Origin of the sequence: Roseibium sp. SCP14, from assembly GCF_040329475.1 — a bacterium.
In the GTDB taxonomy this organism is placed as follows: Bacteria; Pseudomonadota; Alphaproteobacteria; order Rhizobiales; family Stappiaceae; genus Roseibium.
On the sequence record NZ_JBDZYH010000003.1, the window covers coordinates 215,503 to 229,972 of the forward strand.

The 14,470-nt window shown below is 56.4% G+C and carries 13 protein-coding genes; 2 read left to right on the plus strand and 11 right to left on the minus strand.

The genetic code is table 11. The features are described 5' to 3' along the window. Positions 1–33: 33 nt before the first annotated feature. Both ABLQ08_RS13780 and ABLQ08_RS13785 read right to left on the minus strand, forming a co-directional pair. Positions 34–315, minus strand: coding sequence for a YiaA/YiaB family inner membrane protein (locus tag ABLQ08_RS13780; protein WP_352943176.1), 282 nt, complete (start codon positions 313–315; stop codon positions 34–36). Positions 316–329: 14 nt separating this feature from the next. Beyond that, positions 330–1,028, minus strand: coding sequence for a PspA/IM30 family protein (locus tag ABLQ08_RS13785; protein WP_352943179.1), 699 nt, complete (start codon positions 1,026–1,028; stop codon positions 330–332). Between the two features lie 107 nt (positions 1,029–1,135). Here ABLQ08_RS13785 and ABLQ08_RS13790 point away from each other — a divergent pair, with 107 nt between their 5' ends. After that, positions 1,136–1,726: a TetR/AcrR family transcriptional regulator gene (locus ABLQ08_RS13790; RefSeq protein WP_352943181.1), complete on the plus strand. Its 591-nt coding sequence runs from the start codon at positions 1,136–1,138 to the stop codon at positions 1,724–1,726. A 33-nt stretch (positions 1,727–1,759) separates the two neighbouring features. Here the strand turns inward: ABLQ08_RS13790 and ABLQ08_RS13795 are convergent, their stop codons facing one another. The 5 genes from ABLQ08_RS13795 to ABLQ08_RS13815 all read right to left on the minus strand — a co-directional run bounded on the left by ABLQ08_RS13795 (position 1,760) and on the right by ABLQ08_RS13815 (position 9,382). Then, positions 1,760–3,241: a protein adenylyltransferase SelO gene (locus ABLQ08_RS13795; protein ID WP_352943184.1), complete on the minus strand. Its 1,482-nt coding sequence runs from the start codon at positions 3,239–3,241 to the stop codon at positions 1,760–1,762. 184 nt (positions 3,242–3,425) lie between these two features. Next, a complete protein-coding gene (locus tag ABLQ08_RS13800; protein WP_352943187.1) occupies positions 3,426–4,934 on the minus strand; it encodes an ABC transporter permease in 1,509 nt (502 codons plus the stop codon). Continuing rightward, positions 4,931–5,995, minus strand: a complete 1,065-nt coding sequence (locus ABLQ08_RS13805) for a quaternary amine ABC transporter ATP-binding protein (protein ID WP_352943189.1) — start codon at positions 5,993–5,995, stop codon at positions 4,931–4,933. The genes ABLQ08_RS13800 and ABLQ08_RS13805 overlap by 4 nt, the downstream gene beginning before the upstream one ends. A 62-nt stretch (positions 5,996–6,057) precedes the next feature. Continuing rightward, the gene (locus tag ABLQ08_RS13810) at positions 6,058–7,026 is read right to left on the minus strand and encodes a glycine betaine ABC transporter substrate-binding protein (protein WP_352943192.1); all 969 of its coding nucleotides are present in this window, start codon (positions 7,024–7,026) and stop codon (positions 6,058–6,060) included. Positions 7,027–7,057: 31 nt separating this feature from the next. Then, positions 7,058–9,382 carry a DUF1989 domain-containing protein gene (locus tag ABLQ08_RS13815; RefSeq protein WP_352943195.1) on the minus strand — a complete coding sequence of 775 codons (2,325 nt, stop codon included), beginning with the start codon at positions 9,380–9,382 and terminating at the stop codon, positions 7,058–7,060. Between the two features lie 139 nt (positions 9,383–9,521). Here ABLQ08_RS13815 and ABLQ08_RS13820 point away from each other — a divergent pair, with 139 nt between their 5' ends. Further along, the gene (locus tag ABLQ08_RS13820) at positions 9,522–10,547 is read left to right on the plus strand and encodes a LacI family DNA-binding transcriptional regulator (RefSeq protein ID WP_352943197.1); all 1,026 of its coding nucleotides are present in this window, start codon (positions 9,522–9,524) and stop codon (positions 10,545–10,547) included. A gap of 106 nt (positions 10,548–10,653) precedes the next feature. Here ABLQ08_RS13820 and ABLQ08_RS13825 read toward each other — a convergent pair whose 3' ends face one another. Genes ABLQ08_RS13825 through ABLQ08_RS13840 form a run of 4 tightly spaced genes read right to left on the minus strand, consistent with a single transcriptional unit; the run spans position 10,654 to position 14,470 of the window. Beyond that, positions 10,654–11,829, minus strand: coding sequence for an acetyl-CoA C-acyltransferase (locus tag ABLQ08_RS13825; RefSeq protein ID WP_352943199.1), 1,176 nt, complete (start codon positions 11,827–11,829; stop codon positions 10,654–10,656). A gap of 10 nt (positions 11,830–11,839) precedes the next feature. Then, on the minus strand, positions 11,840–13,132 hold the full coding sequence (locus ABLQ08_RS13830; RefSeq protein WP_352943201.1) for an ArgE/DapE family deacylase: 1,293 nt from the start codon (positions 13,130–13,132) through the stop codon (positions 11,840–11,842). Positions 13,133–13,143: 11 nt separating this feature from the next. Beyond that, positions 13,144–13,776, minus strand: a complete 633-nt coding sequence (locus ABLQ08_RS13835) for a 3-oxoacid CoA-transferase subunit B (protein WP_352943204.1) — start codon at positions 13,774–13,776, stop codon at positions 13,144–13,146. 7 nt (positions 13,777–13,783) lie between these two features. Then, complete coding sequence (locus ABLQ08_RS13840) at positions 13,784–14,470, minus strand: CoA transferase subunit A (protein ID WP_352943207.1); 687 nt, start codon at positions 14,468–14,470, stop codon at positions 13,784–13,786.

The following is a 14,470-nucleotide window of genomic DNA, read 5'->3' on the forward strand; positions in this document are numbered from 1 at the left end:
TTGACGGCGCGCCCGTTTGTTTTGATGAAAAAATCAGTCCTGGTCCGGCTTGCTGATATCCATCAGCAATTTCTCGGTCTTGGCGTCTTCCAGGCGGTTGTGGAATTTTTCGGATTCGTCCCGGTCCCGCAGTGTCTTGGTAAGCGTGACTGCTGTGTGGACCAGCATGATGGATGCCATGGTGTAAAAGCCCTTGGCGGAGAAACTGGCTTCCAGGTTGTAGATCCCGAGTGCCATCATGACCGCCGCAACACCGAAGCTGACCATGGTGAAAATGGTCCAGTTATTTGAATGCTTGATTTGCGCTTCCTGCATGGGAAATTCCTTTCTCAGTGGCTTTTTTCGATAAGGAGGGGTGTTTCTGCTCTCAGCCGCGCGAGAACGTCATCGGCGCGGTTGCGAACCGGTTCGCCGCACCCGGCATCTGCCAGTTTCTCGATGAGAGCGTTGGGGTTGTCGGCGGGGGCCAGTACCGCGAACTCCCTGTCTGCCAGTTGATCCCGTTCCTGCTGCTGCAGGAGGGTGTCCAACTGTTCTTCAGCCTGGGTCAGCGATGACTGCCCGGCTGCGGAACCAAGGGATTGTGCTTTCTGGATATGCTCTCTTACCTCGGCTGTGCGTTCTCCGCGTTTGAGAGCACGCAAGCGGTTCTGTGAGCGATTGAGCGTCTCCGTCAAAGATGAGAGCTCCTGGTCGAAGGACCGGATGGCAGTCTCAAGGGCAGACTTCTCTTCCTCCAGCTGGGCAATGGCTTCCGCGGCTTCACGAGCGAGCGGTTCCAGACCCTTCAGAAGAGCGTTTCTTGCCCGGTTCTCGAGATCTTCAATGGAATTTTTTATTTGTTTCAGGCGTTTGCGGTCTTGATGCTGTTCCGCTTTTGCCCGCGCAAGCGCGGCCTGAGCAGCTCTGACGGAGTTTGCCGCGTTGCGTAGATTGGCGTTCAAAACAGCCAAGGACTGGCGGCTCTGGTTGTTGGTTGCGCTGTTTTCAAACAGCGCTTTCAATTGACTTATGAACGGTTCAAACATGTCGCCTCCAAAAAAGTGAACTCGGTTCACCTTTTGACAAAGCCATAGGAATCGCGGTAGGTCAAGAAAAAAATGAACTCAGTTCACTTTTGTGGGAGTTGTCGGAAATGGCTGGTATTCAGAAAGCGAAAAGTGAAGAGACACAAAGGAGGGTTCTCGACGCGGCGGTCAAGGCTGTTGAAACAGGCGGATTGGAGGCAGTGAATATCCGCAAGATTGCTGCGGAGGCAGGCTATTCGGTCGGTTCTGTCTACAAGCATTTTGCCGATCAGGATGAACTGCTCATAGCCGTCAATGCGCTGACGCTGGAGCGCATCAGACAGGTGATGTCCGACGCCGTTAAGAACGTGGAAGATCCGTTGGCGCAGTTGAAAGCGCTCGCGAGAACCTATCTGAAGTTTGCGCGAAGCAATCGCAATCTTTGGACAACATTGTTCGTCCACCGATTGCCGCAGGGCAGACCTGTGCCGGAGACGCACATTCAGGGCAACATAGCGCTGTTGGCTTTCATTGCTGCTCCGCTGCGTCAGTTGGACCCCGAGTTTTCCGATGAACAGCTTGCAGCGCGCACGCGTACTTGTTTCGCCGCAGTCCATGGGCTGGTCGAAATCAGCCTCGAAGAAAGGTTTGTCGGTCTTTCCGGGGATGCCATGGATAGCGAGCTGATGTTCCTTGTAGACCGGCTCGCTGGTGTTTGAGTGTATGCCGGTTCCACTTGAACTGAACTGAGGTCAGGTACCACAAAACGTTCTGTATCGTCCGAATTCGCTCGGGGCCGGGCCGGAATAAGCCTCGAATTTCGGTTGCTCCTCAAATGGTGACGCCAAGACTTTCAGAAGCTTCCGGACTGGATCGTAATTGCCGGTTTCTGCTGCCTGTAAGGCTTCCTCGACCTTGTGATTTCGAGGGATGTAAACCGGATTGGTCCGGTCCATACCGGTTTTCAGATCCGATGGTTGTGCATCTTCTCGTGCCAGTCGTTGCTTCCAGTCTGAAATCCAGGCATCGAACGGTTCAGGATCCTGGAAAAGGGATCGGGCTCTTTCTGGTTCACCGATCGCTGCCTCTCCGAGACGGCGGAACAGGATAGTGTAGTCGGCCTTTTGCTCATGCATCGTCGTGAGCAATTGTTCGAAGAGCGCCTGATCGCCTTCCTCCTCGCTTTTCAGTCCGATCTTCGTGCGCATGCCGTTCAGCCATGCCTTGCGATAGAGCTCGGGAAATCTGTTGAGTTCCGCGCTGGCACTTTCAACGGCCCTGTCCAGGTCATCGGCACTGATAAGAGACAAGAGTGCTTCTGCAAGGCGTGCCAGGTTCCATTGGGCGATCATTGGCTGACGTCCAAAGGCGTATCGACCACCATGGTCGATGGAACTGAACACGGCGGCTGGATCGTATGCGTCAATGAAGGCGCAGGGCCCGTAATCGATCGTTTCACCGGATATCGTTGTGTTGTCTGTGTTCATGACACCGTGCACAAATCCCACCAGGATCCAGCGGGCAACCAGTGCGGCCTGTCTTTCCGTTACCCGTCGCAACAGCTTGAGATATCGGTTTTCGTCGCCGATGAGATCCGGGTCGTGTCTGGCAATAGCGTAGTCGGCAAGCTGGCGAACTTTTTCGGTTTCACTCCGCGCAGCAAAAAACTGGAATGTGCCGACGCGAAGGTGACTGCTCGCGATCCTTGTCAGTACCGCTCCGGGTTTCGGTCCTTCGCGGAAAATCGTTTCACCTGTCGTAACAGCGGCCAGCGCTCTGGTTGTTGGGATCCCAAGCGCATGCATCGCTTCTCCGATGATGTACTCGCGAAGAACGGGGCCGATCACCGCCTTGCCGTCGCCGCCTCTTGAAAACGGTGTCGGTCCGGAACCTTTCAGTTGAATGTCTCTCCGATTGCCATACGTGTCGATCACTTCGCCGATAAGCAGAGCGCGCCCGTCACCCAGTTGGGGTGAAAAACCGCCAAACTGATGACCGGCATAAACTTGCGCAAGAGGCGATGCTCCATCCGGTTTGCGAGCGCCCGCAAAGATCTCTGCGCCCTCAAGTGTGTTCAACTCGTCCGGATCGAGACCGAGGTCGCGCGCGAGCGGCGCGTTGAACAGAACAATCCTTGGTTCGGGCACCTTTGCGCCTTCCCAGGCAACGTAAAAGCCGGGCAGGTCTCTTGCGTAGGAATTGTCAAAGGGAAAATGCGGTGAGCCAAGCTCCATCAGGTTATCCCGTCTTAGCTGTCGATGCCGTTTCGTTTGCTCTAGCATTTAGTTTGGGAGACAGGAATGTCTAGTCGCAAGGTCGGTGCAGATTACACAAACAGACCGACTTACCTGAAAGCGCAACTCCACCTTGCCCCTACATCGGAGAGTGACAAGGACAAGGTGGAGTTGGTCATTGTTTTCAGCGGTTTGGCTTTCCTGCGACGATGCGATCGAGGATCAAGGCGCAGAACAGGATCGCCAGACCTGCCAGTATGCCCTGTCCGGCAGCGGCATACTGGAGAGCCTCCAGAACGTCCTCCCCAAGACCCTTCGCACCGATGAGCGAGGCGACGACGACCATGGCCAGGGACAGGAGAATGGTCTGGTTCACCCCGGCCATGATGGTTCTTGCGGCAAGAGGCAGATCCACCTTCCACAAGAGGTAACGCGGAGAAGCTCCAAAGGCGAGGGCGGCTTCACGCACCGTTTCAGGAACCTGTTGTAGTCCGAGTACGGTGAAACGGATCACCGGCGGGCTTCCGAAAATCATTGTAGCGACGACGCCGGCAGGTTTTCCCGAGCCGATAAAGGCCACCACCGGAATGAGATAGACGAACGAAGGCATCGATTGCATAAAGTCCAGGATCGGACGCACGATTGCAAAGAGTTTTGGCCGTCGCGCGCACAAGATGCCGAGCGGAATGCCCAGGGTGATGGAAATCAGGGCAGCGGCACCGAGCAGGGCAACAGTGGTCATGGCCTTATCCCAGAAATCCAGGAGACCCAGGTAGGCAAGCGCTGCGCCGGTGAAGATAGCGACCCTTGCGCCAGCCGACAGATAGGCGAGCATGATGATGATGAGAGCCACGACCGGCCAAGGCGTGACCACGAGCACCGTTTCAACGCCATCAAGCAAAACCCGCATGCCGAAAGTCAGACTGTCGAAGAAACCGCGTCCAGCCGTCTTGGCCCAGTCGAACCCCGCCTGGACCCAGTCCCCGACAGACAATCTCCAGTTCCGGTTGTTCGGGAACGTTTGAAGCAGGGAGATCGCGTCGGGTCGCGCAAACTTTATCGCCGAGAGTACGATGACGATTAACGAGAGTGCGGCTGCGATCATCAGGCGAGAAAGGCTGAAGCCGTTGGCCACCGAATTGTCGGATCTCCAGCGGGTAAACTGCCCTTCAAGGACCCAGTTTGCCGTGGCAGCGCTTGCGAATTTGAACACGGCCAGCAGGAGGAGGCCGATAACTATGTAGGTGAGACCGGTTGCCGCTGCCGCAGATGTAGTGGCTTCCGCATCTGCAAGCGCTGTCTCAAGCGATTGAGCTGCACGTTTCAAAGCGTCCAGTGAACCGGATCCGGCCCTTTCGGCTGCTTCGATCTGCTGGCGTCTGAGTTCCAGGGTGGCAGCAATGCTCTCGGCGCGCTCGCGCGAGTCACGGCCGAGATCTCCAAACAGTCCATTTGCCAGCTGAATGAATGCCACAGTCTCGAGAACGAGCATGGTCAGGAACCAGGACCAGATCCCGCGGGCGCCAAACCAGACCGGCCCGAGCAACCCGGCTGTCCAGTTCTGTGTGAAGCGGTAGCCGGGCGCTTCCATCATGTAGTGAAAGGTCTTGCGATAGTAGTCGACACTGGATCCAACGAAGTTTGAGATCAGCGCATCCAGTTTGCTTGTGTCCGTCTGTACGTTGTCTTTCATGACAATGCTTCGCCTCCACGGCCGCCCTGGATTGCCTTCATCAATCCGACACGGTCAATGACACCGACCGTTTCTCCGTTGTCTTCAACGGCAATGAGTCCATCGCCTTCAACGCTCAGATCGATCAGGTCATTGAGAACTGTGTCGGGATGTGCTTTGGGAATATCGTTGCCGATTGCTCCTTGTTGTGCCTCGTATTCTTCCACGGGAGACATGACGGAGTGTGCGAAGATCAGATTGAGTTTCGAAATGCCGGCAACGAAATCAGCGACATATTCGTCAGCGGGATTCAGGACGATATCCTCGGGTGTACCGATCTGAACGATGCGGCCATCTTTCATGATTGCAATCCGGTTTCCGATGCGGATCGCTTCATCGAGATCGTGTGTGATGAAGATGGTGGTTTTCTTCAGCTCGGCAGACAGCTCCATGAACTGGTCCTGAAGCTGTTTGCGGATAAGCGGGTCAAGGGCCGAGAATGGCTCATCCATAAGCAAAATGTCCGGATCCGCGGCAATTGCCCTTGCCAGGCCGACCCGCTGCTGCATGCCTCCTGACAGTTCATGCGCATACTTGTCTTCCCATCCGGTCAGTTCCACAAGCGACAGGACCCGGTCGGCTTCTTCCCAGCGCCTGGCCTTTCCGGTTCCCCGGATTTCGAGCGGCATGGCGACATTGTCTCGAACCGTGCGATGCGGCATCAGGCCAAAGTTCTGAAAGACCATGGCGACCCGGCGGTTGCGCAGTTCTCTCAACTGCGTTTCGTTCAGCTCAGTAACGTCTTCGTTGCCGATCAGAATGTGCCCGTCGGTGGGTTCCAGCAGACGGTTGATGTGACGAACCAGAGTGGATTTGCCAGAGCCGGACAGACCCATCACGCAGAAAATCTCGCCTTCGCGAACGTCGAAAGACGCATCCGCTACACCAACAACACAGCCAAACTTTTCAAGAACTTCAGATTTGCTGAGGTTCTCGGTTCTGATTGCTGCAAGTGCTTCTCCGGCCCGGTCGCCGAAGACTTTCCAAACACCGCGAACACTGATCGACACGGCCGCGTCCATGACATCCCCCGGGTTCTATCAAAAAAGGACCCGGCGCAGATGCGCCGGGAAGTTGCCAGTGGTCAGTTGAGCCCAAGCCAGTCGTCGACAGTCTGAGAGTTTCCGGCGATCCATTCAGATACGACCGGTTCGATTTCCTTTTTCTGTACAACGACCTGGTAGGTCAGTTCGGACAGATCATCCGCACTCATATTGATGTTCTTCAGGAAAGCGGCAGCAGCCGGGGCGCGCTCTTCCAATGACTTTGAATGCGCAACACGAACCGTCTTGACCTGGTCACCTGTTGTGATTTTCGATTTCTCGTACCAGTCAGCGTCCTGGTCAGGCTGAATGATCGCGTACTGTTTCGGATCGAACTCCGGCTCTTCGAGCATTGTCACGTCGTAAAGTGCGTGAACATAGTGTGGTTTATAGCAGTAGAACACGACGCCCTGTTTGGCGTCGACGGCATCTTTCAGTCGAGCGTAGAAGACGGTTTCATCCTCGGTTGTTGGCTCCAGGAAGGTTTCGATCCCGTAGTCCCGAACTTTCACCTTGTGAACGTTGGTAGAGGCCCATCCGGATGCCCCGACCCAGATTTCGCCTTTGCCGTCATTGTTGGCGTCGAAGAGTTTCTGAGCATCCGGCGTTCCAAGATCGAAGACCGATTTGATGTTGTGATCTGCTGCCATATAGGTCGGTGTGCAGAAGCCGGACCTGCCTTCATATGACCCTTCCGACAACACGACCGTTTCCTTCTGATCGACGTATTCGTCGGTAAAGGACTTCTGGTTCGGCAGCCACACATCCGGATGAACGTCGATATCGCCTCTGCCACCGTCCATGGCTGCAAAGATGACGGCATTGGCCCCCGGGGCGTAGCCGACTTCGCCGCCCAGACGTGAGGTGATGACCTGTCCGATCAGGTTGGCCATGATCTTTGCGCCAGGCCAGCTCGGTTCACCGATCATAACCTTGTCGGCGGCGTTCGCCGAAACCGACGAGAGACCTGTTGCAATCGCAAGAGTTGCTACCAGTAGTACCTTTTTCATCGCGTCCTCCTGTCATTCAATTCTGCGTCTTTCACGCGCGTGCGCGCTCCCGTTTGGGGTCGAAGAAGGGAAGTTCGTGAACTCGGGCGGGCAGGCGTTTCATGTGACCGTCAAGACAGCCAGCCTCCAGTTCCGTTCCGATTTCCGAGTGTTCAACGGCAAGTCGGCACATTGCGATTGCGGTGCCGTGCATGGGTGAGCGCGTGGCGCTTGTGATGACACCAACCTGATGATGGCCTGCAAAAACCGGAGCACCATGGATGGGAACTTCGGTTCCTTGAAACTTCAAGCCGACCAGTTTTCTCCGAATAGCTGTTCCGTTACGCTCCAACGCCTCACGGCCGACAAACGAGCCCTTCTTCATGTCGACAGCGAAACCGAGGCCAGCCTCCAGAGCGTCGACATCGGGGGTGAACTCAGCGCCTGCAACCATCAACCCCGCCTCTATCCGGATCGTGTCGAGAGCCCCGGACCCCATCGGTTTGATGGAGAAGTCTTCGCCTGCTTTCATGACTGCGTCCCAGATCTCCAGTGCGGAGCCCTGATCGCAGAAGATTTCGTAACCCAGCTCGCCCGTGAAGCCGGTGCGTGTCAGCATGAAGGCCGGACCTTCGCGGTCATGAAGACGAGCGATCGTGAAGCCGAACCACTTGATGTTTTCCAGCGAAGGCTGATGGGGTTGTGTAAAGACGATGCGTTTCAGGAGCTCGCGACTTTTCGGCCCCTGGATCGCAAGGTTGGGCATGGACGACCATTGGGCCTTGACCCAGACCTTGAGGCCTTCGCTTTCCGCAACTTGTTTGAGTTGACGGGCGCTCTCCTCCGAACCGCAGCACCATCTGAAAAGATCAGGAGCAAGCCGAAACAGTGTTCCGTCATCAATGACCGACCCGGTGTTGTTCAGCATAAGAGCATAGACGCCGCGATTGACGGAAAGCTTGGCGATGTTGCGTGTCAGGCAGGTTTGCAAAAGCTGTTCGGCATCCGGTCCGGCAACGTCGTATTTTCGCAAGGACGACATGTCCTGGACGGTGACGGATTCTCGGCAGGACCAGTATTCATCGAGCGCTCGACTGCCGTCATAGGACGTTGGAAGCCAAACATCGCGAGCGACATGAAAAGAGCTCGTCAGTTTGCTTGTTCTTGGATGAAAGGCGCTTTCGCTTGTCATGACTGGGGCACTCTCGGCAAACGGACGATGGGCGATCGCTTGCCGGATTGTCTTTTCCGGCTTGTAGACGCGCACATGTATGTCGGTCGGGTTCCATCCGTTGATCGGGTCAATGTCGTCCGGACAGGCGGTCGTAACGCAAAGCAGATCCGTCATCGCACGCATGACGACGTAATCACCAGCGCGCGACCAGGCTTCGTCGGACTGCAAACGATTGTCCCCGGGCAGAATCCACGAGTTGAAAAAGAAGTTGATAGCTGGCCAGGCGTTACGACGCCCGATCCCATAGGGCTCAAAGGCATTTGAGATGTTGTCTGAGCAGTTCAGATGGCCCGGGAAACCCCGTTCTTCGTAACCACGCGCGGTACAGGCAAGGGCAAACGTGTCATGCCGACCGACAGTGTCCTGAACGACTGAAAGGAGAGGGCGCATGTCCTGGTCGAAAAACTTGTCGTAAAGACCGGGGGCCGGGTATCCGCCGCCAACAAGCGTCCGCGTAACGGTTGAATCGATGTGACGTTCCAGACCAGCGTCAAGTGCATCTGATCGCAGAGCCATGAAGTCCGAACATTGCCGACCGGCCACGTCGATGACCTGAATTAAGTCACCCTTTTTGACCTCGTATGCATAGGCCGTGCCGCGATTGACACGAAACTCATCGCGTATGTCTCCCAGTGGGGCAGGGAGCCAGGACGTCGACTTGTTGAGTGCGGACATCTCGGCAATGACCGAACCTCCACCGCCTTGCTCCAACGTGTCGTTGGAACGGGGAACAGCAATCCATAGATCGCAGCCCGTCGGAATCCGCAGTGTGAATTTGTTGTCGGGAGCCCCGGACGGGGCAAACACGCTTCTAAAGGCAAGCGCCTCTTCGGAAGATCCATTGGAAGCGATCCAACCGCGCAGTTCTTCTCCGTCGATACCATCCGGAATACCATTAGACCTGCCGAAGCCAATATCACTGCCTGCAAGCGCATCCTCGCCAGATGGTGTCAGAGCGCAGACCAAGGCAGCGGTGTCGCCGTCAATATCCGTCAGAGTGACGAGAGCACCTTCGGGTGTATGCAGTCGCTTTGCTTCGCCGCAATGAACCTCGATCACCTTCGTTCGACCTTCGACGTCGAAACCGGGATATCGCGCTCCCTTTGAAGACAGACCACCTGAAACAGGTGCGTAAATCTGCATTCGATCAGCTCCGTCGGTTCTGGAGTAATGGTTATTGGAACCGGTTCCATAATTTGAACTGGAACCGGTTCCAATTGTCAATAACCTGTAATAAATTTCTTTGGTGTTCTATAAAGCCGGACAAGATGGAGACGAATGGATGGAAGAACCATCCGGTACAAAAAAGCTGGGCGTACGGGCCCTGGCCAAGATGACCGGTTACTCGACAGGGACGATCTCTCGAGTGCTGAACAATTCCGCGCTGGTGAACAAGGAAACACGCCGCCAAGTTCTGGAAGCTATTGAAAAAGCGGGATATACGCGCAATCCAGCCGCCCGTGCCCTGGCAACGCAGCGCACGAAAACGATCGGTGCTGTCGTGCCGACGCTGGCCCACTCGATCTTTGCCCGGTTTCTGAATGCGATAGAGCAGGAACTGGCCGGTCAAGGCTATGCGCTTGTGATCGCCACTTCAGGAGGTGATGCTGACGCGGAAGAGCGGCGCGCCCGCGAGTTGATCGATCTGGGGGCGGAAGGACTGATCCTGTCAGGAGCGGAACACAACGCGGCGCTGCTTGAATTTCTTGCAGCGGGAAATATTCCTGCGATTTGCACCAGCGTCTGCGAAGGACAGAACGGCTTGCCAGCCATTGGCTATGACAATGCCGCACTGGGCGAAAAGGCGTTGCGTTTCCTGGTTACGCGAGGTCATGAAAATGTCTGCGTCATTCATGGACCGGCAGAAAACAATGATCGCACACAATTGAGAATTGCTGGGGTTCTGGCAGGAGCTCGTGGAGCGGGGGCTGAGATTCGCCTGTATGAAACATCACTTGATGTTGCAGGAGGTGCGAGTTCCGCTGCACACATCTTCGCCAGCCAACCGCAACCTGCAAGCGCAATCCTCTGCTTGTCGGATGTCCTGGCGCTCGGCGTGCTTTTCGAGGCAGGTCGTCACGGCATTGCAGTGCCAGAGGATCTGTCTCTAATGGGCTTCGATGATCTGGACTGGGCCGCTCACAGCGTGCCGCCACTGACCACGATTCGCCTTCCGACCGCGCGCATGGGCACCAACGTCGCAAAGGCACTGATGGGCAGACTAGATGCCGCAAAGGAGATTGAGACGCTTCGGTTAGAAGCCGAGATTGTCGAACGGGAATCCGTCGCTGACTTGCGCAACAGGTAAGCGACGGAAATCGGACTGCATAGGACCTGCTAGCAATAAGAAAAGGCAGGTTTTTCGCTCTCGCAGTATCTGCCATTTCCTATCGTTTGAGAGTTACCTTCGTGCGTCAGGTCAGTTCGAACAATGCGGCCGCTCCCATGCCCCAGCCAACGCACATGCTGACAACTGCAAATTTTGCGTCGCGGCGCTTACCTTCAAGCAGGGCGTGTCCGGCCATTCTTGCGCCACTCATGCCATAAGGGTGACCGATGGAAATTGCTCCACCGTTCACATTGAGTTTCGAAGGATCGATGCCGAGCCTGTTCCGGCAGTAGACAAGCTGCGAAGCGAAGGCTTCGTTGATTTCCCAGAGATCGATATCATCAACACCTAATCCGTGCCGTTGCAGTAGTTTCGGGATGGCAAGAGCCGGTCCGATCCCCATTTCCTCAGGTGCACAGCCGATGACAGTCATGCCCCGGAAGAGGCCGAGTGGTTCGAGATTGCGTCGACTGGCTTCGGCAGTCGACATAATCACGCAAGCAGCTGCACCGTCGGACATCTGGCTGGCGTTGCCTGCGGTTACTGCAGAGCCGCCCTCAAGCACGGGAGCCAATTCAGACAAGGCTTCCAACGTGGTCTGTGGACGATTGCATTCATCGGTATTCAGCGTCACAGTTTCATTGTTGACCTGATTGGTTGCCTTGTCCTTTGTTCGCTTGATTGTTTCGACAGGCACGATTTCGTTCGCAAACAGCTCTTTCTCCTGAGCCGCTGCCGTGCGCTGCTGGCTCAGCAGTGCGTACTCATCCTGTTCTGCGCGGCTCACGCCATAACGCTCGGCGACGCGTTCAGCGGTTTCCAGCATGGACATGTAGTAGCCGTCACGAACTGATGGAATGCGATAGTGGCTTCCATTCCAATCCGAATTTTGCACCAGCGAAATACTGTCCACTCCGCCTGCAAGCGCAACCTCGCTTTCACCGGTCATGACCTGGTGTGCGGCAATGGTGATTGCGGATAAGCCGGAAGCACACTGCCGGTCGATGGTTGCTGCGGCGATACTGTCCGGCAGGCCGGCAGCAAAAACTGTATGTCTGGCCGTGTTTATCCCGGTCGAGCCCTGGGTCAATGCGCAGCCCATGGTGAAGTCTGTGATTTCACCGCCTTCCAGTCCGGCTCGGGCGACCGCCGCCTGCACGGCATGGGCGGCCAGAACTGGTCCTTGCGTGGCGTTGAAAGCCCCGCGATAGGCTTTTCCAATGGGCGTGCGGGCAGTCGAGACGATTACGGCGTCGCGCATGGGGTATCCTTCAGATCTTTTCCAGTCCACACCAATCGGCGATGAAGAGGGCTGTTGCCTGGGTGATGCGCCGGACCGACTCAAGATCCACTCGCTCGTTAAACCCATGAATGGCTTCCGCCGTTGGTCCGTAGACGAGTGCCGGAGTATCCGCGTAGAGACCGAAGAACCGGGCATCCGTGGTTGCGGTGATTGCAACCTTGTTCAAATCCCGTCCAGTGACGGCATGATGCGCCTGTTCCAGTGTGCCGATAGCAGTCTTGGCCGTGGTGCGTTTGTCTTCGGAAAGGGCATAACCCTCCGCGTGAAAACCGTGATAGACGATTTCAGGTGCATTTTTGCTCAGGAACGGGTGGGTTTGCGCCGCGGTCATCAGAACGTCTTCGATTTCGCGCTTGGCTTCGTTGAGATCTTGGCCGGGAAACAGACCCATTCGGACGTCAAAGACGCACCAGGCCGGTACCGAGCTTGTCCAGTCACCTCCCTGGATTTTGCCAACGTTCAGGTTAAGCGCGTGATTGTGATTGCAATAGTCCTCATGGCGGTTCTGAGGCAGGTTCCAGCGATGCTCCATCTCATGAAGTGCGGCGATCAAAGGGATTGCGGCTTCAATCGCATTGGAGCCACTTCCTGCGTAGGCGACATGGGTCGGCAGTCCGCGCAAATGCACCTGGAACCAGAGGACGCCGAGCTGTGCGGTCACGAGATCTTCGGCAAAGGGCTCCGGGATAAGGGCAGCATCCGCCTTGTATCCTCGTTGCAGGCAGGCGAGGGCGCCGTTTCCGGTGCATTCTTCTTCGACAACCGATTGGAAGAACACGTCGGCAGCGGGGGCAAAGCCCAGCGAGCGCAGAGCATCCAGGGCAAATAGATTGGCTGCCAGTCCTGCCTTCATGTCGCCCGTGCCGCGCCCATACATCCAGCCATCTTCCAAACGCGGCGCATAGGGAGGTGTCTCCCACATGTCGAGCGGTCCTTCCGGAACGACGTCGATATGACCGTTCAGGATCAGGCTGCGTCCCTTGCGCGTTGCGGAACGGTGCGTGCCGACAACATTTACGGCATCCTCGTAATTGCCAAGAACGGGAGAAAAACCGGGGAGGTGAGCAATTTCGTCAACATCAATCTGCCAACGATCCACCTTCAGGCCTCGGTTCGCCAATTCTTCAGCCATGAAGGCCTGTGCGGACTGTTCGTTGCCCCGCGTCGACGGGTGGCTGCTCAACTCACTCAGAAAGTCGACTTCCGCATCGAAGAGGTTATCGACTGCGTTCAGGATGGCTGTTTTAGCCTGCGTGTTCATGGAGGTTCCGATCAGAAAGTGGGAAGAGGCTGGTCCGGCACGATCAATCTGGCGCCGGTTGCGGCGATCACATCGTCAAGGGAGACACCTTCGGCTATTTCACTCAGTTGCAGACCCTCCGGAGTTACATCACAGACCGCCATGTCCGTATAAATCCGATCGACACAGCAGGGGGCCGTCAGCGGCAAGGTGCATGCAGACAGGATCTTGGGATTGCCCTTCTTGTCCGTATGGGTGGTGACTACGCCCACCCGGCGTGCTTTCTGGGCCAGTTCGATCGCCCCGCCGGCACCAGGCGTGAACCTTCCGGGGATCATCCAGTTGGCAAGGTCGCCATTGCCGGCAACCTCAAAAGCCCCCAGAAGCGTCAGATCAAGGCGTCCGGAGCGCACAATGGCGAAGCTGAGCGCACTATCGAAATAGGAAGTGCCCGGCAGGGGCGACACGTAAGCTCCACCTGCGTCGATCAGATTGCGGTCTGCCTGATCATTGGCGAGAACGGGTCCAACGCCGGCTATGCCATTTTCCGAATGCAGGCAGACGGGCAGGTTTTCCGGAACGTGTTTCAACACCTGTGTCGGCAGGCCGATACCCAGGTTGACCGTCATGCCGGCCTTGATGTCGGCAGCAGCCCGTTTCAGCATTCTGTCCTTAGCGCTCAACGACACCATAAGCCTCCATCAGTTCGGGAAGGGCAACAACGTCATCGACGAAAGGGCCGGGCAGGTTGACGTCGTCCGGAGTGATGCCGCCCAGGGGGAGGATGGCTTCCGCCTCCGCTATGGTTCTGGTGGCTGCCATGCCCATCAGCGGATTGAAATTGCGGGCGGTTGCCGTGAAGCAGAGATTACCGAAGGGGTCGGACCGGTCAGCATGCAACAAGGCAAAATCAGCCCGCAAAGCTGTCTCCACGATGCCTTCTTTGCCGTCGATCATGACCTTTTGCTTGCCTTCCGCCATCGGAGTTCCGATGCCGATATCGGTTACGAACCCCATAACTCCAGCACCGGCAACGCGGATGCGTTCGGCGAGAATGCCCTGAGGAGCGAATTCCACGTCGATTTCGCCCGCGTTCATCATGGCGACGGCGTTTGAATTCAGGCCGATATGACTGGTTATCAGTTTGGCGACCTGTCCGTTGTCGAGCAGCCAGTCTACGCCCATGCCGGTTTCGTTGGCGTCGTTCTTGATGATGGTCAGGTCCCTTTGTCCCTGTCGCACCAGTTCGCGGATCAGGCAGAACGGAGTGCCCGGAACCCCGAAGCCGCCAAGCATGATGCTTGAGCCATCAGGGATTTGGGCAATTGCCTCTTCAATCGAGCAGGATTTATCCGGCAT